Origin of the sequence: Mammaliicoccus sp. Dog046 (genome assembly GCF_034039665.1) — a bacterium.
Lineage (GTDB): Bacteria > Bacillota > Bacilli > Staphylococcales > Staphylococcaceae > Mammaliicoccus.
The window spans coordinates 1,329,217-1,353,107 of the sequence record NZ_CP120131.1; the positions used below are offsets into that span (position 1 = coordinate 1,329,217).

Here is a 23,891-nt window from a genome sequence, read left to right on the forward strand (position 1 = left end):
AAAAAAGAAGACCTTCTAGATAATCTCTAGAAGGTCTTCTCTTTATCTAATCATTTTTTGCTTCGTCTGCTGCATCTTTAGCAGCGGATGAACTGGAATCACTACTTGAACTGGATTCGTCTTTTGAATCAGACGATGAAGAAGGGGATTCTGTCGTTGCTTCTTCAGTATTCACTTGTTCATTAGTAGTTGATTGCTGTTGTGTATTACTTTGTGTTGTTTGATTACTATTCGTTGTATTCGAATTTTGGTTCGGATTCGCACGTGTTTGTGGATCGTTTGTTGTTACATTATTGTTGTTACCAGAAAAATTATAATTATTTTGCTGGTTATTATTATTATTGTTATTATCGCTATTGTTACTGTTACCACTATTTGGCGCTGAGCTTGATGTTGTATTATTATCAGCATTACCAGCAACGCTTAAGCTTTTACCACTACCTGACACTGAATCTGGTTTTTCGAAATCAGTACCATCATAACTAGAAATTTGTGACATTACATCATTAAATAGTATTTGTGGTTTAACTTGTTCGTCATGTCCTAAGAATGAGTTTTCACCGTATTCTTTCACTTTGTTGAAGCCCATCCATACTGACATTGTATATTGTGGTGTATAACCAGTAATCCAAACGTCTTTTGCTGCGTTTTCAGGTAAGTTATATTGGCTATAAACTTCATCGCCATATGTTCCTGTACCAGTTTTAGCTGCAAGGTTTAATCCGTTAATTCCGTATCCATAAGCAGATCCATATGCTTGGAATGTACCTTTAAGCATTTCAGTTAACATATATGCTGTATAGTCTTCCATCGCTTTATGACTCTTACTTGAGAATTTAATTGTTTCATCATCTTGTGTAACAACTTTTCTAATTGAACGTGCTTCATTATAAGTTCCACCATTACCCATTGATGCGAATGCAGAAGCTAATTGAGTAGGGGAGAATTCTGATTGTGAACCACCAAGTACTTCTGATGGACCAATTTCGTCTTTATAATTTAAGTTCACTTTAGAAGCGAAGTCTTTAACTGCATTTTCACCTGCATTTTGATTCGTTTCTTGCCAAGATTTTAATGCCGGAATATTATATGATCTTGCTAAAGCATCTGCCATTGTTACTGAACCATGTCCTTGACCATCATAGTTCTTGAAGATACTTCCATTTATATTATATTCATTTTCATCTTGGAACTTATGATTTGTAGCGTATTGCATATTTTCAATAGCTGGACCATAAGCTAAGATTGGTTTTAATGAAGAACCGGTTGGGTGTAAATCTGTAGCTTGATTTCGGTCTACAACATCTTTATAGTTCTTACCGCCACTAATACCAACTAAATCACCAGTTTTAGTATCAACTATAGATGAACCAGTAATTTGGTCTTTATTTTTATAGAAAGTACCATTATCAACTGACTCTTGTAATGTTTCTTGAACGTCTTTGTCCATGTTTGTATAAATCTTAAGACCACTTGTCATAATGTCATTTAAAGATTGTCCTTTAAACGCTTTGCTCTGAGTTAGTTCTTGTTTAACATAGTTTACATATGAAGCGTATTTGTTATCTGGTGTTTGTGTCATTGCTTCATTTCGTTCTTCTACCGTTCTCTTAACTAAGTTCTTTTCGATAGGTGTATCTTGCGCTTCTTTCATTTCTTTCTTAGAAATTCTTCCATGACGTTCCATTAAGTAAAGTACTGTATCTTTACGTTTTTCAGCACCTTCTGGATTGTCATAAACGTTGTATTGGTTTGGTACTTGAGGTAAACCAGCTAAATAAGCTGTTTCTGCTAGGTTAAGATCTTTTAAATCTTTATCAAAGTAATACTTAGCAGCTGTTTGTGAACCATATACACCATCAGAATAATAAATTTTGTTTAAGTACATTTCAAAAATTTCATCTTTAGAATATTCTTGTTCAAGTCTATATGAAAGGTAAGCTTCTTGAGCCTTTCTTTCTATAGATTTTTTGTCAGTTAAGAATGATCTTTTTACAACTTGTTGCGTTAAAGTGGATGCACCTTGAGCACCAAATCCACCTGTAACGTTTTTCATTACGGCACCGGATAGACGTTTATAATCCAACGCACCATGATCGTAAAATCGATTATCCTCAGTTGCTAATACTGCATCTTTCATGCGATCAGGAACATCATCAAATTTGACATGTTCTCGCTTTTGTCCCATATAAAGCGTGGTTACAAGCTTATTATTCTTATCATAGATTTTAGAAGGTAACTGATCTTTCAGTGCACTTTCATTGAAAGCAGGAGCTTTCCAAGCATAATAAGCAAATACGAGAACACCTATTATTACCATTGCTAAAAATGCTGCTATAAGAATACCAAACACCTTAATAATTGTTCTCTTGATATTCCTCTTTTTCTTAGGTTGTTCTTTGCTGTTTTTACTATTAGAAGCTTTTGATTGACTCATTTGAGCGCCTCACTTTCCATTGTTATCAATTGATCAACTATTTTTATGTAGTTTATTCTTGGTCTAAATTGGATTGGAATTAAATAGCCATCTCTCTCAATTTCTTGAAGGGTAATGGATTTCTTTCCACCTGATTTAAATCTGTCCCAATATACCATAAATTGCTTAAAAGGCAATAAAAACACGCTATCATGATAGCTGAATTTTATCAATAAAAAACATATTCCTTGTTGATTTGAAACTTGTTCCATATGTGATACTTGGTGATCGTGGATATTATTCAAAGGGAAACTTGTCTTGTTTTTTGTCTCTTTAGCTTCAAAATCGATATAACGACCGTTATAAACGCCATTATAATCGGTTGTCGACGGTTTCCTAAAATAAGCTTCTTTAATGACTGCTTTTTGACGCTTAGGATAATGTACGTCTACAATTTGGATAGGTGTAGGCTTTTTATGTATAACGGCAATATTCTCTATTCTGAAGTACTGATTTGACTGATCAATTTCCTCTTCTAGTTTCATACCCCGTTTTCCATATTGTATTTTACTACATTCCTTAGTATCTTGGCTTGGGACTTTAGAAGTATTTTTTAAACCTTTTTTTCCATTTGGATAATTCAAATTCATCACCTAAATTAGTATCTTAAAAACTTTAAATATTATACCTTATTTCATTATAAGTTACAAAAGTTTTTTATGATACATAAATATTCTAGAAGTTTCCTAGTTATGTTATCATTTTATCGTGAGGCTTTTAAAATTACAAACTTCATTGATAGTAGGGATAATTATGATACAAGAATTATTAGGTAAACTTAATGAAATGAATGAACGATTTACAAATGCTAAAGAAGATCATGTTTATGATTTTTATAACGATGTTGTACCATTTGTTGAATCAGTTGATATATTGTTAGATGCCTTTAGTCAACAACAAGCAAATGCACTAACATTACAATATATGAACATGCAGAAATTCCAACTCCTCATTGATAACTACAAAGAATTGTCAGTTGAGTGTCATTATAAAAGAACCAGTAAAAAACTTTTCCTAGAAAAACATAAAGCGGTTCAACATGATTTAAATTATATTTTCACACATTTAGGTGATTTGTCATGACTTCTATTTACTTTACAGGGTATAAGCCTTATGAATTAAATATTTTTAAGGACGATCAACAAGAAGTAAAAGTAATTAAAGCATACGTGAAGTCACTTATTATTCAAGAAATGGAAGAAGGATTGGAATGGATCATCATTTCTGGTCAACTTGGCTTTGAACTTTGGGTTGCTGAAGTCACAATTGAGATGAAACGTAAATATCCTCAACTAAAATTAGCGATATTAACGCCTTTCTTAAATCATTATAATAAATGGAACGAAGCAAATCAGGAAAAATATCAAAACATTATTTCGCAAGCTGATTATGTTAATGCCATTCATCAAAGTGAATATGAAGGCGCGTTTCAATTTCAACAAGCGAATGCATTTATTTTAGACAACACAGATAAAACAATTTTATTTTATGATGATGAGCAAGAGGCGTCACCAAAGTTTTTCAAAAGTAAGTTAGTTGATTTTGCAGAAAAGACAAATTATACTTATAATGTTATTACATTCATGGATTTACAAGACTTTATGGAATTTAACTATAATGAAAAAGAATCTTAATAGAAGAGGTGTAAATATGGCTGATGTAACATTGAAGCTATCTGCTAAAGATATTTATGAAAAAGAATTCGAAAAAGGTATGAGAGGCTTTAAAACTGAAGAGGTCGATGCATTCCTAGACGACATTATTTCAGACTATCAAAAAATGGCTGATTTAAACAATGAAGTAATTAAATTAACTGAAGAAAATACTAAATTAAACAAAGAAATTGAACAGTTAAGAATCCGTGTCGCTTCTGGAAGACCACAAGGTTCACAACAATACAATTCAAACAACGTTGATATATTAAAGAGAATATCCAATCTTGAAAAAGCTGTATTTGGCGAATAAATGATAGTTATTTAGATTCGTTTATGCTATAATTCTTTGTTGAGTGGTATTTCGGATAATCGCTACGTTAAGTAGAGGAAAGTCCATGCTCACACATTCTGAGATGAATGTAGTGTTCGTGCTTGGCGAAACAATAAGCTAAGGCAATTAATTGACGGCAACGAAATAACCTAAGTCATCTTGATATGGTTAGAATAGTTTGAAAGTGCCACAGTGACGTAGCTTTTACAGAAATGTAAAAGGTGGAACGCGGTAAACCCCTCGAGTGAGCAATCCAAAATAGGTAGGAGCACTTCTTTGACGGAAATGAACGGAATAAGAAGGTATGTAATCATACAGACAGATGATTATCACTGGCGTACGAGTGTAACTAGTGCACGGTAGTAGTACTAAAGGACAAAACATGGCTTACAGATTTATCACTTTACTAGTGTCGCTCTCCAAGTAGGAGAGCTTTTTATTTGTAAATTTCCGGATTAAACGTGTCATTAAAAACTCTTTAATCCATTTATTGTATACATCATAAAATATTAAAAATTCTAAACAAAATTAAAGGAGTATATTTATGTACCAATTACTCGCGACAAGTCCTATGGGCTTAGAATCAATTGTAGCTAAAGAAGTACAAGAACTTGGATATGAAACGACAGTAGAAAATGGTCGTGTTTTATTTGAAGGTGATGAAACAGCAATCGTTAAAGCCAATTTATGGTTAAGAACTGCTGACAGAGTCAAGATTGTAGTAGGGCGATTCCATGCAATCACGTTTGATGATTTATTTGAAAAGACAAAAGCATTACCATGGGAAGATATTATCGGTGCTCAAGGCATGTTCCCAGTACAAGGTAAAAGTCTTAAATCAAAATTATTCAGTGTACCTGATTGTCAGGCAATCGTTAAAAAAGCAATCGTTGAACGTTTAAAACATGCTTATCAAATCAAAGGTTGGATAGACGAGTCTGGAAGTAAATATCAAGTAGAAGTTGCCTTATTGAAGGACGAAGCACTCCTTACAATTGATACTTCTGGACCAGGACTTCATAAAAGAGGCTACCGTTTAGCTCAAGGTGAAGCACCTATGAAAGAAACACTTGCGGCTGCTTTAGTTAGATTAACGAATTGGAAAGGCGAAACTCCTTTTATAGATCCATTCTGTGGTTCAGGAACGCTTGCAATTGAAGCAGCATTAATTGCTCAAAATATAGCACCTGGTTTCAATCGTAGCTTTGCTAGTGAAATGTGGGACATTATTCCAGAAGGACTTTATGATGAGTTACGCCAAGAAGCTGATGAAGCAGCACTTTACGATAAAGAAATCGATATCGTAGCAAGTGATATTGATCCAAAAATGGTGGAAATTGCTAAAAACAATGCAATTGAAGTTGGTTTAGGGGATATCATTAAGTTTAAAGTACAAGATATACACGATCTACAAGTGCCAGAAGGCCCAGTTTCTATAATTGGAAATCCACCATATGGAGAACGTATCGGTGAACGAAGTGAAGTAGAAGCAATGTATAAACATTTAGGTGAAATCTTAACGAAGAATAACGAAGCTTCATTATATATGTTAACAAGCTACAAAGAATTCGAACCATTAGTTGGTCATAAAGCAACGAAAAGAAGAAAGTTGTTTAATGGTTATATAGAATGTACGTATTACCAATACTGGGGTAAGAGAAGTAAATAAAAATTAAAAAGCACATATACTTAGGACATCCTAAGTATATGCGCTTTTTTTATTTGGATTATTACCAAAGTTTACCTTCACCAAATCCTTTAGCTCCAGGAGGTGGATCAATAAACATTTGTCCGATAGGTACTGTATAAGCCACAATAATTAATACAATAGTTATTACCATCAAGAATCTCCAGTTTTCAACGAACTTAGTTACTGGTTGATGTTCATCATAAGCCTCAGCAACAGGATATTCTTCTTCGCCCTTTGGAGATAAGAAAGCTAAATGTATAAATACAAATACAACTAATATAATAGATATAAATAGTATTGTACCGCCAACAGCTTGTAATACTTGATAAGGAATCCATTCTGCAGCTTGTTCAGCACCGCCATATTCAGAATATGTTGATCTTCTTGGTGCGCCTTTAAATAGACCAACGTAATGCATTGCACCACTCATAATCGTCATACCAATTGCCCAAGTATAACCTTGAATGATAGCGAGTTTCTGAGTGAATTTAGTCAGCTTACGACCTGTACAATGTGGAATTAACCAATACATAATACCAAAGAAAGTTAAGATGACTGCTGACGCAATAGTTAAATGGAAATGTCCAGTTACCCAAATTGTATTATGAACAAGACCATTCATTTGCGCTGAAGCATTCACTAAACCTCCTGCACCACCTGGAATAAATGCCAACATACCTAAGAAAGGTAACACAAATCTTGCATCATTCCATGGTAATGATTTAAACCAACTAAATAGTCCTTTATATCCAAGACTTCTTCCGTGACTTTCAAATGTAGCAAACAAACTAAATGCAGTCATAAATGAAGGTATAACTACCATAAATGTTAAAATAACTTGCAAGTATTTCCAAAAATCTTCGATACCTGGTTCAACAAGTTGATGATGTATCCCAACTGGAATACTGAAGAATAAGAATAGCATAAATGACATTCTAGCTAAATTATCAGAGAATGCTTTTCCGCCAATAATTTTTGGAACAATTGCATACCAACACATGTAAGCAGGTAGTAACCAGAAGTATACAAGTGCATGTCCAAAATACCAAAATAATGTTCTACTTAACGATACATCAATTCTTTCAACGATACCTAATGACCAAGGTATCAATTGAAATAAAACAGTTGAAGCTACCCCTAATGAGCAAACAATCCACATGACACCATTAATAGTTACCATATAACTTAATAACGGTGATTTTTTATTAGGATATTGCTTTTTAAATTCTCTATATTTTAAAATTTGTCCAACAATAGAAATCCAACTTCCGACAACAACTAATGCCATACCAACATAGAAAATAACATGTGCTTGCAAAGGTGCATAGAATGTATAAAGTACAGTTGCTTTATTTAACAACACCATTGTTGCTGCCATCGCAGTTCCAATGAGCATGACCCAAAATCCTATCCATCCAAGCTTTCTTTGCACTGATGTTAAATGTCCACACGTTCTAGCTACTGCAGAATATTGGAATCCAAGTATAAAGAACGTTGTTAACACGAGTGCTAAGATAATCCCATGTACCGTAAGAATTTGATAGTATGAGATGTTAGCTGGTAATTCTAACATGCCAGATCTAACAAACGTTTGTAATAGTCCTGCGATACCACCAAGTACAAGACAACAGATTGCTACATACATATGAGCCATAACAAGTTTGCTATCAGATTTATTTAAACGTGTAATCATTTTTTATCCACAACCTTTATCATAGACTTCATATCAGCGTGTCCTACACCACAATATTCATTGCAAATAATCAGATATTCAGCTTTGTGATTAAATGTTTGAGTGAATTCACTAATATGTCCTGGTTCTAACATCATATTGACATTTGTTCCAGGTAAACTAAATCCATGCAAAGTATCTTTACTTGTTGCAATGATTTTCACTTTTGAACCTTTAGGTATTTCTACTTGTCCCGGTTGATAATTAAAAGCAGATGCTACAAATACGAGTTCATAATCATAATCTTTATTGTTTACTTTATGTAATCCTGGTTTATTAAATGGTTCGATTTGATCAACTTTCTCAGGATTTACATATTCCCGTCCAGATGCTGCTGGCGTATGTCCATTGTGCAATGCAGTTACAATTAAAATGACAAGAAAAATAACTAATGAGCTCGTTCCCACAATTAACCATAATCTTTCGTATTTATGCACAGATTTCACCCCTTACATTCTTACTAAAAATATAATAAAACAAATTACCCATAAAACTGTAAAAATTCCTCCCAATGTTAAAACGGAATAGAGTGTACCTCTTAAATCGAGGTCATCATGAGATTGATGATTCGTTTCTTCAAATTGGTCATTATTTTGGAATGTCATATGATTCATCCTTTCTTATATTCTCTTCATTATTTATAATAGAATAGAGATTAAAAAAATAATGTGATACAAATCACATTATATAAATTATTTGTGCATATGAAGGGGAATTATAATGAAAAGCAATCAAGCTTCTTTAGATTTATTATATAAACTAAAAAAAGAAATCGAAAAATCGTCGAACCATTCACTTATAAAGCAAATTAATGAAATGATTAAAAAAGTATACAATGAACAATATACGGTTAGTTTTGTTGGTCACTTTTCTGCTGGTAAGTCAACAATTATCAATCACGCAATCGGACAGGATATATTACCGAGTTCTCCTGTACCGACAACGAGTAACACAGCACAATTAATTTCATCTAATAAAAATAGCATATCAGTAAACTTAAATGACAATCGCTATACAATAGTAGATTCTCAACAAGAAGTAAAAAAATTAAACACTGAAAATCAAGAAGTAGAGTCTATAGAAATTGAATTTACTTCAGATAAATATAATCATGGATTTACTTTTCAAGATACACCAGGCGTAGATTCTATGAGTGATAATCATAGGGAAAGTGCTTTTCAATATTTATTGACGTCTAATATTGTATTTTATACGGTAGATTACAATCATGTTCAATCTGATATGAACTTTAATTTTATTAAGTCATTAAATAAGTTAGATATTCCGGTCATTTTAGTAGTTAATCAAATTGATAAACATGATGAAGATGAGATTGCGTTTGATACATATAAACGAAGAGTGAACAAAGCTGTATCAGATTGGCATTTAAACTTAGAGAAGATATTCTATATATCAAAATACGACACACCAAATAATGAACGAGCGGATTTCAAACAATACATTCATAATCTTGACCAAAATCGTACAGATCATCAACATTTTATTGAACGTGTTACAAATTATATAACACAAGAACAATTGAATTTTATCAGTCAGCATATGGAAGACATCTTATCCGAAATCGATTCAAGTGAGGCTACGTTTGAGGAAGACTATCAAGCATATAAGAAAAAAGCAGAAGTACAAAATGAACAATCCTTAATACAAGATAAAGACCAATTCAAATCTAATTTGAAAGAAGAACGTAAAGAAATACTAGATAATGCATACTTGATGCCTTATGAAATGAGAGAGACGATTAGACAGTACTTAGAAACTACTGCTAAAGATTTCAAAGTTAAAGGGCTATTTAACAAAGGTAGTAAAAAGGAACAGTTACAAAGCGAAAAACTAAGTAATTTAAAAGTCGAATTAGATTCAAAAATTCACGACGAGATTACTAAAGTATGGATCAAATCACTTGAACGACTTAATAAATATATTCAAGATTCATCATTATTTGAGAAAATTATAAATCAAAAATACGAAATTTCAGAACAGGAACTATCTGATTTTGTACAAGCACAGACATCGATTACAAATGACTACGTACTTATATATTCTAAAGGTATAACTGAAATAATTAATCGAAAAATTCGTCAAGAAACAAATCAATTAATAGATGAAATTGTAGAATCTAGTAAAGTAAATCAAGATCAATCAACACAAAACAATTTATTAGATGATTACGAACGTTATAAGGAATATAAGTCATTAAAAACATCATTAGTCACTCAAAATTTTCAACATTATTATATACACCTAAATGAATATATAGATAAATTGATAGATAGACATTTTATAAATATAAGCGATATAGAATTAGATGAAGAAACTAGTCATAAACATCATTATGAAAATGATACTTCCGAAACGAAAGAAAATAATTTAGATTTAGTAAAACAACAGTTAAATCAATTAAAATCATTACCAATATACCAATCTGAAATGAACCACATCGAAAGTCAGATAGAGCGTATGACGCAAAACATCACAAAAATCGCCGTTTTTGGTACTTTTAGTGCAGGGAAAAGTAGTTTAATTAACGCCATATTACAAAAGCCGATACTATTAAGTTCACCAAATCCTACGACAGCCAGTATTACAGAAATCAGTTATGGTACGACACAAGAAGTGACATTTAAAACATATGAACAATTATTAGAAGAAATCAATCACATTACAGAATATGTTGATCAATCATATACTTCTATAGAATCATTTATTGAAGATAAATCAATAAAAACAAACAAATCATTATCAAGTAATCATCTTGCATTTTTTGAAGCAATCGAATCGAACTATCATGAATATGCATCTATCTTGAAACAACATGAACCAGTAGCATTTGAAATTGAAGAGTTAGAGAAGTTAACCGCTGATGATACACATGCTGCGTTTGTACACAAAATCAACTTAAGGTTAGAAGAAGAATGGCTGAAAGATAAGATCATTATTGATTCACCTGGTTTAAATTCCAATAACCAACGTCATACGAGGGAAACTGAACAAATCATAGCAACAAGTGACTTAATCCTCTATGTAAGTTATTACAATCATGCGTTCACAGATAAAGATGCTGAGTTCTTAACTTATATGAGAGATATGAATCATTTACAACAATCTCAAGGCATGAAATTTATAATTAATGCCATTGACCTAGCTGAGTCCGATGATGATAAGGAAGCCGTATTATCATATGTAGAAACATCATTAGATCAATTGAATATCAAACCTGAATGTTATCCTGTTTCAAGTAAACAAGCATTAAAACAATATGATTCATACTTCACTAAATTTATGTCTGCCATAGATCATTTTGTAAATGTTGAAAGTAAACATGTCATTCAGTCTCAAATTGAATCAAAAACAAAACAACTCATTAACGAACTAGAACAAATGGTGCATACGTATCGACAAGATAAATCAAAATTTGAAAGTCGCAAAGATACACTATTAAAATATAAACAACAAGAAAACTTCACGAATCAAATTGTCATTAAGACACATCATCAACAAGAAAAAGAAATTCAAGATCAACTTTACTATTTAAAAGATAGACTTCATATACAATTAAATGATATTGTGAAGAAGCATTTCAATACATCGACGGTTACAGATGAGTTTAAACAATCGTTACAGACGAGTACAAAACAATATGTTGATGCGGTTAATCAAAAATTAAGTCTTGAAAGTTCTCTCATTTCCGAAAGGTTAAAGAACTTTTATACTAAAACGTTTGATGATTTATTAACACCAACGATTGTTGAATTAAATGAAGCATCTATTTTAATTTCAAAATATAAACACGCATTTAATTATGAAGCAGCACAACCGATTAACATTCATCTACAAGAAATTATTAATCAATCTGTTAAATCCATTTCAAAGAAGGATTTGATTAAGTCATCGCGTGTTAAAGAAACACAACAATCTATTCTTGATGATACGATGCGTTTGATAGATGAACCGATAGTCACATTCAATCGATCATTAACAACAGATTTAGAAGAATATGATAAAGATGCTGAAGGATTTATCAAGTCGTATAACGAAGATGTCATCGCATTAATTGATTCATATTTATCAGTAGAAATTGATAATCAGATGATTGAACAAATTGAAGCAGTCTTAAAAGAGATATAAAGGAGCACAACATGGGAAATAAAATATTACTTATTGATGGCATGGCATTACTATTTAGACATTTTTATGCGACAAGCATACACAAACAATTTATGAGAGATTCGAAAGGTATACCAACAAATGCTGTTCAGGGTTTTGTAAGACATACATTTACAGTGTTAAATGATATACAGCCTTCACATGTTGCAGTATGTTGGGATATGGGATCAAAGACATTTAGAAATGAATTATATGAAGCTTATAAATCTAATCGTGTCGCACCACCTGAAGAGATGATTCCTCAATTTGATAGAGCAAAAGACATTGCCGAGAAATTAGGCATGCTTAATCTTGGCATTAAAAACTATGAAGCGGATGATGTCATAGGTACAATTAGTAAACAAGCTCAAGAAAAAGGGCATGAAACATACATTGTTAGTGGTGATAGAGATTTATTACAATGTATCAATACAAATGTTGATATTTGGTTAACTAAAAAAGGGTTCAATATTTACAACAAATATGACATTAATAAATTTAGAGAAGAATATGGACTTGAACCTCATCAACTGATCGATGTAAAAGCTTTTATGGGTGATACGGCGGATGGTTATCCAGGCGTAAAAGGAATAGGTGAGAAGACCGCAATTAAATTAATTCAACAATTCCAGTCAGTTGAAAATGTCATTGAAAATATAAATGAACTTACGGCTGGACAACAGAAAAAAATTCTCACATATAAAGAAGATTTAACAATGTCTAAACGACTTGCAGAAATTCATACAAATGTACCATTAGAAACAGATGATTTATTAAATAAAATGAAGTATGATTATCATATTCAAAACTCAATTGACGTTTGTAATGAACATGAATTATTTGTATCTAGTAAATATTTAACTACAAATTACTTAACAAGATAACCCACACAAACCCTGTATTAGTAAGGAAAACATTCTTACAATACAGGGTTTGTTAATTAATCTAACATACCGTGTTATTTATAATCCCAGATATTTTGAAGTACTTCTTCGCTATTTTATAATATGCATTAAGTACTTCAATATGAAAGGGTGTCCTATATGCCAGTCAAACAAAGCTTTGGTCAATCATTAATATCAGCCAGACAATTCAAACGTATCTCCTATAAACATTTACATCATATAACAGGCATTGATATATCTGACATTAAACTATATGAACAATTAGATATGCATGATATACCTGTTGTACATTTAAATGTTTTAAAAATATCGTTGGATATATAAAAATAAGCAAAGACAAAATCAGATTTTGTCTTTGCTTATTTTTTTGATTTTAAAACTTTCCTTAATTTAGTTTGAGCTAATTGGTTTGCTTCTCTATTTTGAGCTCTAGGTATCCATTTCACAAATATAAGGTCGAAATTCGATTCTAATTGTTTGAATTTCAGAAAATATGGTTTGAACATTTCATTCTTCACAAATCCTTTATCAATACTATCACCAATGAGTTTTGAATCAGTGTATATGAGTGCATTTTTCACTTCTAATTCAATTGCACGTTCGATCGAATAAATGAACCCTTCCCATTCTGCGCGATGGTTGTCCATAATGCCCAAATCTTTCGTGAATTGAATCCTATCATTATCTATTATAATCACTGAAGCACATACGCTTTCTCCAGGATTCCCTTTGCTGGCAGCATCAAAATAAATTTGCGGCACTTTAATCAACTCTTTCAAAATGTATTATTATGGTTCTAATTTACATGAATACATCTAACATTTCAATTAAACTCCGTAAGATTATTATGAAAATAAAATATTTGTTTTTTGAAAGGTATTCATTCTATATTACTTACCAAAAATTATATAAATATTTTATAGAAATCTCATGAAATACTATTTTAATATTAGTTTAGAAGTGATATACTATTTCAGAACAAAATTTAGTTTTGTTCTATATCTTATTTGTGGATAATTCAATATAGGAGGTTAGGGTTTAATTTATTCATTCACAAACAATTGTGTGACACTTCGCTCGTATAATGAGATTCAATTAAAAACGATATGGAATGTATTACTAATGATAAACAAATAAATAGGTAATCAATAGAATCACAAGTATGAGTCAAGTTGGTCTCCAAGGAAATTTATTTAATGAAGGAGATTGCTAATGGATAAGCAACGACGATTACAAAAGTTTAGTATCCGAAAGTACACGGTTGGTACTTGCTCGATACTAATAGGTACGCTCATCTTTTTAGGACAGCCAAATCAAGATGTGTTGGCATCTGAGAATCCGATTGAGCTTACTAAACAACATGAATCAGCATTAGATGATTCAGCAGAACCACAACTAAATGATCAGACATCAGTAGATTCACAAACTTCTGAAGTTACAGAACCTCAGAAGGTCGAAGAAACAAATGAATCTCAAGACACTACACCTATAGACGAGGAAATTATTGAAAACAAACAAGAAGAAGTCGTACAAAACGACAAAGAAGTAACTACTGAGCAAGATAATAATGTTGAAACAGTAGAAAAAGTAGAAACAGCGGAAAGTAATAAACAAAGTACAGTCAATCACGAATTGAAAGAAGTACCTGAAGCTGTTGAAACGAATAAATCAACAGAGACATCACAACCTAAAGAAAATAATGTAGGTAAAATCGAAGAAACTAATCAACCAGAAGAATCACTTCCTCAAACGGATGAAAGTAACATTCAAGAACAGGTTAATCAGGATTCAGATGAACAACCAACTGTTAATCCTAAAGTAGAGATGCCTACTTACGATATACCAACTTCAAATAATGAGAATTCAAGCCTTGTTGAAGCAGCGCAAAATAATAAAGCAACAACTAGAAGAAAACGTTCATTAGATGCAAATTTAAATAATGTCGATAGTTATGGTAATCAATCACGATCAATGTTGAGAAGTGCAACATTACGTGCTGGAGAGCAGGGAACGTTTAGTAAAGCATTTAAAGGCGGGAATCCTGACGACGTAAGTAAAGTGCCTGGCTTTGTAAAGATTGTAAATGCAATTCAAACGAGACGTGGTAGTTCAACACATATAACTTATACTATTAAATATAATGACGCTCAGACAACAGAAGCACGTGGAAGATTCTATGTATATGCACCGTCAGGAGTTCAATTAAGTCCAGGTTCTGTCCTTCAAAATTCAGGACCTAGCAGAAGGATGAATTGGGATAATAGAGATACTACACTCATAGGTCAAGAAATGAATTCAATGGTCTATCAATCGATGACAGAAAGTGATAGAAACCATTTAAAAAGCATAACTGGAATCAATACAGAAAATTTTTATTATTTAATGCAAGGTACAAATCCATCTAAACAATCATATACCGCTACTATAACAGCTATAGTACCGGATTCAATTGCAGAAGCTAGAAATGAGAGAGTGTACATTGCCTTCGGTAGTGCTACAAGACAACAAAGTAAACGAGATGAAAACAACTACGTAATATTTAGAGAAGAAATAGTACCAGATGTTGTTGCTCCACGAAAGCCCCAAATCCAAACAAATTTAACTGGTAAAGCTGGTACCAGACCCGTTATTGAAGTTCAAGCTGAAAGAAATTCTAAAGTAACTATATATGATAAAGACAGAACACCAATCGGAGAAGCATTTGCTAACAATCGTGGTGTTGCATATGTCACACCTTCACGAGATTTGCCTGAAGGAAACGTAACAGCAACTGCTACAGATAGAGCAATGAGGCCAAATACGTCCGTTCATTCAGACCCTAGAGTTGCCTCAGATACAACTGCACCTGCAAAACCTGTTATTACAACAGATCTAGGAAACAAAGCTAATACGGTTACACCAATTTCTGTAAACGCAGAGGCTGGTTCTAGAGTTGAACTTTTTGATAAGAATAATACTAAATTAGGTGAAGGTATAGCTAATGATCAAGGTGTTGCAACAATAACGCCTACGCGTGCTATTCCAGAGGGTAATGTTACTGCGAAAGCTACAGATAATGCGATTCGTCCTAATACGTCAGTTCCTTCTGATCCTAAAGTTGCTACGGATACGATTCCTCCGACGAAACCTGTTATTACAACTGATTTAACTGGTAAAACTGGATCTAGACCTGCCATCAATGTAACAACAGATCCTAATACGAAGGTTGAATTATTTGATCCACGTGGTAATAAACTTGGTGAAGGTAGAACGGATGAACAAGGTAGAGCTTATATTAAGGTTAATGAATATTTACTTGAAGAAAATATTACAGCCAAAGCTACGGATAATGCCGTAAGACCAAATTCTTCATTATCTGATAGTAGAAAAGCAACAGATACTACACCACCTTATAAACCAACTATTACTACTGATTTAAGAGGTAAAGCGGGCACGAGATCTGAAATAGTTGTTGTTACTGACAATAATACAAAAATTGAATTATTTGATAAAGATAACAATAAAATTGGTGAAGGTAGAACAAATATATTTGGAATAGCTGCAATCATTCCAACTCGTCCTATTCCAGAAGGTAATGTGATTGCAAAAGCTACGGATAATGCACAAATTCCAAATTCATCATATTCATTCCCAGCTAAAGCTACGGATACAACTGCACCAACTAAACCAGTAATTGAAACTGATTTAACTGGTAAGGCAGGAACAACTAATCCAGTTACTGTTAAGGCTGAACCAGGTTCTAATGTGCAATTATTTGATAAAGACAATGAACCTATTGGTAATGCAGTCGCAAATAATCAAGGTAACGCCGTGATTACACCAACGAAACCTTTACCAGAGGGTAATGTTACTGCTAAAGCGACAGATAATGCCCAAACACCTAATACATCTGAAGCTTCTGATCCTAAGAAAGCAACAGATACAACTGCACCAACTAAGCCAGTAATTGAAACTGACTTAACTGGTAAAGCGGGATCAACTGATCCAATCACAGTTAAAGCTGAACCGGGTACGACAGTTGGGTTATTCGATAAAGATAATCAACCAATCGGTTCTGGCGTTGCGGATGATGAAGGTAACGCGGTAATTACGCCAACGAAACCTTTACCTGAAGGTGATGTGACTGCGAAAGCGACTGACAACGCAGAAACGCCAAACACATCTGAAGCTTCTGAGCCTAAGAAAGCGACGGATACTACTGCACCAACTAAACCAGTTATTAATACTGATTTAGATGATAAAGCAGGTACTAAACCTGAAATAGAAGTAACAACTGATCCGAACACGAAAGTTCAATTAGTTGATAAAGATGGCAACGTGATTGGTGAAGGTGTGACTGATGAAAATGGTAATGCGATCATTACACCTAACAAAGAATTACCTGAAGGGCCAGTTAAAGTCGTTGCGTCTGACAATGCAGAAACACCTAATACAAGTGAATCTGACCCAATTAATGTAACGGACAAAACTGCACCTGAAAAACCTGTCATTGAAACTGATTTAACTGGCAAAGCAGGATCAACTGATCCAATTACAGTTAAAGCTGAACCTGGTACTAAAGTTGAATTATTCGACAAAGATAATCAACTAATCGGTTCTGGCGTTGCGGACAATGACGGTAACGCGGCAATTACACCAACTAAACCTTTACCTGAAGGTGACGTTACTGCTAAAGCGACTGATAATGCGGAAACGCCTAATACATCTGAGGCTTCTGATCCTAAGAAAGTTACAGATAATACAGCACCTGAAAAACCTGTTATCGAAACTGATTTAACTGGTAAAGCGGGTTCTAAAGACCCAATTACAGTTAAAGCTGAACCAGGTACAAATGTAGAATTATTCGATAAAGATAATGAACCAATCGGTTCTGGTGTTGCTGATGATGAAGGTAATGCGGTGATTACGCCAAGTAAACCTTTACCTGAAGGTGATGTGACTGCGAAAACGACTGACAACGCAGAAACGCCAAACACATCTGAAGCTTCTGAACCTAAAAAAGCGACGGATACTACTGCACCAACTAAGCCAGTTATTAATACCGACTTAGAAAATAAAGCAGGTACTAAACCTGAAATTGAAGTAACAACTGAGCCAAACACGAAAGTTCAGTTACTTGATAAAGATGGCAACGTGATTGGTGAAGGTGTGACTGATGAAAATGGTAATGCGATTATTACACCAAACAAAGAATTACCTGAAGGTCCAGTTAAAGTCGTTGCGTCTGACGATGCAGAAACACCTAATACAAGTGAATCTGATCCAGTTAATGTAACGGACAAAACTGCACCTGAAAAACCTGTCATTGAATCTGATTTAACTGGTAAAGCGGGTTCTAAAGATCCAATTACAGTTAAAGCTGAACCTGGTACTAAAGTTGAATTATTCGACAAAGATAATGAACCAATCGGTTCTGGTGTTACAGACGATGAAGGAAACGCAGTGATTACACCTACGAAACCTTTACCAGAAGGTGATGTGACTGCGAAAGCAACAGATAACGCGGAAACACCTAATACATCTGAAGCTTCTGAACCTAAGAAAGTAACAGATACTACTGCACCAACTAAACCAGTTATTACTACTGACTTAGATGATAAAGCAGGTACTAAACCTGAAATAGAAGTAACAACTGATCCGAACACGAAAGTTCAGTTACTTGATAAAGATGGCACCGTAATTGGTGAAGGTGTGACTGATGAAAATGGTAATGCGATCATTACACCAAACAAAGAATTACCTGAAGGTCCAGTTAAAGTCGTTGCTTCTGACGATGCAGAAACACCTAATACAAGTGAATCTGATCCAGTTAATGTAACGGACAAAACTGCACCTGAAAAACCTGTCATTGAAACTGATTTAACTGGTAAAGCGGGTTCTAAAGATCCAATTACTGTTAAAGCTGAACCTGGTACTAAAGTTGAATTATTCGACAAAGATAATGAACCAATCGGTTCTGGTGTTGCGGATGATGAAGGTAACGCGGTGATTACACCTACGAAACCTTTACCTGAAGGCAATGTGACTGCCAAAGCTACGGATAACGCAGAAACGCCTAATACGTCTGATGCTTCTGATCCTAAGAAAGTAACAGATACTACTGCACCAACTAAACCAGTTATTACTACTGACTTAGATGATAAAGCAGGTACTAAACCTGAAATAGAAGTAACAACTGATCCGAACACGAAAGTTCAGTTACTTGATAAAGATGGTAACGTGATTGGTGAAGGTGTGACTGATGAAAATGGTAATGCGATCATTACACCTAACAAAGAATTACCTGAAGGTCCAGTTAAAGTCGTTGCGTCTGATAATGCAGAAACACCTAATACAAGTGAATCTGACCCAATTAATGTAACGGACAAAACTGCGCCTAAAAAACCAGTAATTCAAACTGATTTAACAGGTAAAGCAGGATCTAAGCCAGAAATTGCAGTTACTACTGACCCTAATACGAAAGTACAATTAGTTGATAAAGATGGCAATGTGATTGGCGAAGGTATAACAGATGAAAATGGTAATGCGATTATTACACCTAACAAAGAATTACCTGAAGGTCCAATTAAAGTCGTTGCGTCTGATGATGCAGAAACACCTAATACAAGTGAATCTGATTCAACAGTCGTATCATTACCAACAAATATTGAAAGCGACTCTGATGTAGACACTAGCTCTGATAGTGATTCAGACAACAAGTCTGACTCTGACGTGAATACTGGCACTGACAGCGACTCTGATAACAGCTCTGAATCTGATGTAAATACAGGATCTGATAGTGATTCTGATAACAAGTCTGATTCTGATGTGAATACTGGATCTGACAGCGATTCAGATAGCGATTCTGATTCTGACGCTAACACAGGTTCTGACAGTAATTCAGACAATAGCTCCGACTCTGATTCAAACACTGGCTCTGATTCTGATTCAGATAACAGCTCTGATTCTGATGTAAACACTGGCTCAGACAGCGATACTGACAACACTTCTGACTCTGACTTGAACACAGGTTCTGATAGTGATTCTGATAACTCTTCTGACTCTGACGCTAACACTGGCTCTGACAGTGAATCTGATAACAAGTCTGATTCTGATGTAAACACTGGCTCTGAATCTGATTCAGATAACAGCTCTGATTCTGATGTAAACACTGGCTCTGATAGTGATTCTGACAACACTTCTGACTCTGACGTGAATACAGGTTCTGACAGTGATTCAGATAACAGCTCTGATTCTGATGTAAACACTGGCTCAGACAGCGATACTGACAACACTTCTGACTCTGACGCGAATACTGGCTCAGATAGCGATTCTGATAACAAGTCTGATTCTGATGTAAACACTGGTTCTGATAGCGATTCTGATAACAAGTCTGATTCTGATGTAAACACTGGCTCTGATAGTGATTCTGATAACAGCTCTGATTCGGTTGTAAACACTGGCTCTGATTCTGATGTGAACACTGGCTCTGACAGCGATTCAGACAACAACTCTGATTCGGATGTAAACACTGGTTCAGATAGTGATTCAGACAACAACTCTGATTCTGATGTAAACACTGGTTCAGACAGCGAGTCTGATAATAGCTCTGATTCTGATGTGAATACTGGCTCTGACAGCGATTCAGATAGCGATTCTGATTCTGACGCGAATACTGGTTCAGATAGTGATTCTGACAACACTTCTGACTCTGACTTGAACACAGGTTCTGATAGTGATTCTGATAACTCTTCTGACTCTGACGCTAACACTGGCTCTGACAGTGAATCTGATAACAGCTCTGATTCGGAGGTAAATACAGGTTCTGACAGTGATTCTGATAACAAGTCTGATTCTGATGTGAATTCAGGATCTGACAGCGATTCAGACAACAACTCTGATTCGGATGTAAATACAGGTTCTGACAGCGAGTCTGATAATAGCTCTGATTCTGACGTGAATACAGGTTCTGACAGCGATTCAGATAACAGTTCTGACTCTGACGCGAATACAGGTTCAGATAGCGATTCAGATAGCAGCTCTGATTCTGATGTAAATTCTGGTTCTGATAGTGATTCAGACAACTCTTCTGACTCTGACGTGAATACAGGTTCTGACAGTGATTCAGATAATAGCTTTGATTCTGATGTAAACACTGGCTCAGACAGCGATACTGACAACACTTCTGACTCTGACACGAATACTGGCTCTGATAGTGATTCTGACAACACTTCTGACTCTGACTTGAACACTGGCTCTGATAGTGATTCAGATAACAGCTCTGATTCTGACGTGAACACAGGTTCTGACAGCGAGTCTGATAACAGCTCTGATTCGGACGCTAACACTGGCTCTGACAGTGAATCTGATAACAACTCTGATTCTGATGTAAACACTGGCTCAGATAGTGACTCAGATAACAGCTCTGATTCGGATGTAAATTCTGGTTCAGATAGTGATTCTGACGCGAATACTGGATCTGATAGTGAATCTGATAACAGCTCTGATTCGGAGGTAAATACAGGTTCTGACAGTGATTCTGACAACAGCTCTGACTCAGATGTAAACACTGGTTCTGACAGCGATTCTGATAACAGTTCTGATTCTGATGTAAACACTGGTTCTGATAGTGATTCAGATAACAGCTCTGATTCGGAGGTAAATACAGGTTCTGACAGTGATTCTGATAACAAGTCTGATTCTGATGTGAATTCAGGATCTGACAGCGATTCAGACAACAACTCTGACTCTGATGTGAACACTGGCTCAGACAGTGATTCAGACAACAACTCTGATTCTGATGTGAATTCAGGATCTGACAGTGATTCAGATAACAAGTCTGACTCTGACGCGAATACTGGCTCAGATAGCGATTCTGATAACAAGTCTGATTCTGATGTAAACACTGGTTCTGATAGTGATTCAGACAACAGCTCTGATTCGGATGTAAATTCAGGTTCTGATAGTGATTCTGACGTGAATACAGGTTCTGACAGCGATTCAGATAACAGTTCTGACTCTGACGCGAATACAGGTTCAGATAGCGATTCAGATAGCAGCTCTGATTCTGATGTTAACACTGGATCTTACAGTGACTCTGATAACAACTCTGATTCGGATGTAAATTCTGGTTCTGATAGTGATTCAGATAACATCTCTGATTCTGATGTAAACACTGGTTCTGATAGCGATTCTGATAACAACTCTGATTCTGATGTGAACACTGGATCTGATAGCGATTCTGATAACAGTTCTGATTCTGATGTGAACACTGGATCTGATAGTGATTCAGACAACATCTCTGATTCTGATGTAAATACAGGTTCTGATAGTGATTCTGACAACAAGTCTGATTCTGATGTGAACACTGGTTCTGACAGCGATTCTGACAACAGCTCTGACTCTGATGTAAATTCAGGATCTGACAGCGAATCTGACAACAGCTCTGACTCAGATGTAAACACTGGTTCTGACAGTGATTCAGATAACAACTCTGATTCGGATGTGAATTCAGGATCTGATAGTGATTCTGATGTAAACACTGGTTCTGATAGTGATTCAGACAACAGCTCTGATTCTGATGTAAATACAGGTTCTGATAGTGATTCAGACAACAACTCTGATTCGGATGTAAATTCTGGATCTGATAGCGATTCTGATAACAGTTCTGATTCTGGTGCAAACACAGGTTCTGATAGCGAATCTGACAACAATTCTGATTCGGATGCGAACACTGGTTCAGATAGTGATTCAGACAACAGCTCTGATTCGGATGTAAATACAGGTTCTGACAGCGATTCAGATATCAACTCTGATTCGGATGCGAATACTGGATCTGATAGCGATTCTGATAATCCTTCAGACTCTGACACTAACACTGGATCTGATAGCGATTCTGATAACAGTTCTGATTCTGATGCAAACACAGGTTCTGATAGCGATTCTGATAACAGTTCTGATTCTGATGCAAACACAGGTTCTGATAGCGAATCTGACAACAATTCTGATTCTGATGCGAACACTGGTTCTGATAGTGATTCAGACAACAGCTCTGATTCGGATGTAAATACAGGTTCTGATACTGATTCAGACAACAACTCTGATTCTGATGTAAACACAGGTTCAGATAGCGATTCAGATATCAACTCTGATTCGGATGCGAATACTGGATCTGATAGCGAATCTGATAATCCTTCAGACTCTGACACTAACACTGGGTCTGACAGTGACTCTGATATCAACTCTGATTCTGATGCAAACACAGGTTCTGACAGCGATTCTGATAACTCTTCAGACTCTGACGCTAATACTGGCTCTGATAGTGATTCAGATAACAACTCTGATTCTGATGTAAACACTGGATCTGACAGTGACTCTGATAACAACTCTGATTCGGATGTAAATTCTGGTTCTGATAGTGATTCAGACAACAACTCTGATTCGGATGTAAATTCTGGTTCTGATAGTGATTCAGACAACAGCTCTGATTCGGATGTGAATTCAGGATCTGACAGTGATTCAGATAACAAGTCTGACTCTGACGCGAATACTGGCTCAGCTAACACTTCTCATAATAAAGGTGAGGCTGATACAAACTCAGGTTCAACTAGCGATTCAAACATCAACTTAGATTCTGATGCAAATACTTCATCTAATAGTGATTCAGATAATAATGCTACTGCAGATAACAAGTCTGATATTACTAAAGAATTAAATGCTGATATTGTCTCTAGCTCTGCTAATGGAACAACTTCAAGTGATAATTCAGGAAATGTTAACGAAAAAGATAATCAAGCAGATAAAAACACTTTACCTGATACAGGTGAGCAACCTTTAAATAATTCAACTTTAATAGGTTCATTATTTGCTGGTCTTGGTTCTATTTTCTTATTTGGTCGTCGTAAAAGAGAAAAAGAAGATCAATCTAAAAATTAATATTTGCTAAAAAGGTGAGGCCGA

The 23,891-nt window shown here is 34.7% G+C and carries 13 protein-coding genes and 1 other RNA gene; 9 read left to right on the forward strand and 5 right to left on the reverse strand.

Annotation, left to right across the window (positions count from 1 at the left end; translation table 11 throughout):
* Positions 1-46 precede the first annotated feature (46 nt).
* Positions 47-2,437: a transglycosylase domain-containing protein gene (locus P3U32_RS06765; protein WP_323702345.1), complete on the reverse strand. Its 2,391-nt coding sequence runs from the start codon at positions 2,435-2,437 to the stop codon at positions 47-49.
* The gene (gene recU / locus P3U32_RS06770; RefSeq protein ID WP_323702346.1) at positions 2,434-3,060 is read right to left on the reverse strand and encodes a Holliday junction resolvase RecU; all 627 of its coding nucleotides are present in this window, start codon (positions 3,058-3,060) and stop codon (positions 2,434-2,436) included. The genes P3U32_RS06765 and recU overlap by 4 nt, the downstream gene beginning before the upstream one ends.
* 169 nt (positions 3,061-3,229) lie before the next feature.
* On the opposite strand from recU, the gene P3U32_RS06775 reads away from it, so the two are divergent.
* The 5 genes from P3U32_RS06775 to P3U32_RS06795 all read left to right on the forward strand — a co-directional run bounded on the left by P3U32_RS06775 (position 3,230) and on the right by P3U32_RS06795 (position 6,131).
* Complete coding sequence (locus P3U32_RS06775; RefSeq protein WP_323702347.1) at positions 3,230-3,559, forward strand: DUF1798 family protein; 330 nt, start codon at positions 3,230-3,232, stop codon at positions 3,557-3,559.
* Complete coding sequence (locus P3U32_RS06780; RefSeq protein WP_323702348.1) at positions 3,556-4,110, forward strand: SLOG family protein; 555 nt, start codon at positions 3,556-3,558, stop codon at positions 4,108-4,110. Before P3U32_RS06775 ends, P3U32_RS06780 begins: the two co-directional genes overlap by 4 nt.
* Before the next feature lie 16 nt (positions 4,111-4,126).
* Positions 4,127-4,441, forward strand: a complete 315-nt coding sequence (gene gpsB / locus P3U32_RS06785) for a cell division regulator GpsB (RefSeq protein ID WP_323702349.1) — start codon at positions 4,127-4,129, stop codon at positions 4,439-4,441.
* A gap of 47 nt (positions 4,442-4,488) precedes the next feature.
* An RNA gene (gene rnpB, locus P3U32_RS06790) (RNase P RNA component class B) lies at positions 4,489-4,857 on the forward strand.
* A 149-nt stretch (positions 4,858-5,006) separates the two neighbouring features.
* Complete coding sequence (locus P3U32_RS06795) at positions 5,007-6,131, forward strand: THUMP domain-containing class I SAM-dependent RNA methyltransferase (RefSeq protein ID WP_323702350.1); 1,125 nt, start codon at positions 5,007-5,009, stop codon at positions 6,129-6,131.
* A gap of 61 nt (positions 6,132-6,192) precedes the next feature.
* Here P3U32_RS06795 and P3U32_RS06800 read toward each other — a convergent pair whose 3' ends face one another.
* On the reverse strand, positions 6,193-7,845 hold the full coding sequence (locus P3U32_RS06800) for a b(o/a)3-type cytochrome-c oxidase subunit 1 (protein ID WP_323702351.1): 1,653 nt from the start codon (positions 7,843-7,845) through the stop codon (positions 6,193-6,195).
* A complete protein-coding gene (locus P3U32_RS06805) occupies positions 7,842-8,321 on the reverse strand; it encodes a cupredoxin domain-containing protein (RefSeq protein WP_323702352.1) in 480 nt (159 codons plus the stop codon). The genes P3U32_RS06800 and P3U32_RS06805 overlap by 4 nt, the downstream gene beginning before the upstream one ends.
* Positions 8,322-8,604: 283 nt before the next feature.
* On the opposite strand from P3U32_RS06805, the gene P3U32_RS06810 reads away from it, so the two are divergent.
* From P3U32_RS06810 to P3U32_RS06820, 3 genes are all read left to right on the forward strand, one after another.
* The gene (locus P3U32_RS06810; RefSeq protein WP_323702353.1) at positions 8,605-12,030 is read left to right on the forward strand and encodes a dynamin family protein; all 3,426 of its coding nucleotides are present in this window, start codon (positions 8,605-8,607) and stop codon (positions 12,028-12,030) included.
* A gap of 11 nt (positions 12,031-12,041) precedes the next feature.
* Positions 12,042-12,932, forward strand: coding sequence for a 5'-3' exonuclease (locus P3U32_RS06815; RefSeq protein ID WP_323702354.1), 891 nt, complete (start codon positions 12,042-12,044; stop codon positions 12,930-12,932).
* 159 nt (positions 12,933-13,091) lie between these two features.
* Complete coding sequence (locus P3U32_RS06820; protein ID WP_323702355.1) at positions 13,092-13,277, forward strand: hypothetical protein; 186 nt, start codon at positions 13,092-13,094, stop codon at positions 13,275-13,277.
* Positions 13,278-13,312: 35 nt separating this feature from the next.
* On the opposite strand, the gene P3U32_RS06825 is transcribed toward P3U32_RS06820, so the two are convergent.
* Complete coding sequence (locus tag P3U32_RS06825) at positions 13,313-13,714, reverse strand: ribonuclease HI family protein (protein ID WP_323702356.1); 402 nt, start codon at positions 13,712-13,714, stop codon at positions 13,313-13,315.
* Positions 13,715-14,165: 451 nt separating this feature from the next.
* Between P3U32_RS06825 and P3U32_RS06830 the strand changes: the two genes are divergently transcribed.
* Positions 14,166-23,867 carry a YSIRK-type signal peptide-containing protein gene (locus P3U32_RS06830; RefSeq protein WP_323702357.1) on the forward strand — a complete coding sequence of 3,234 codons (9,702 nt, stop codon included), beginning with the start codon at positions 14,166-14,168 and terminating at the stop codon, positions 23,865-23,867.
* The last annotated feature ends 24 nt before the right edge of the window (positions 23,868-23,891 follow it).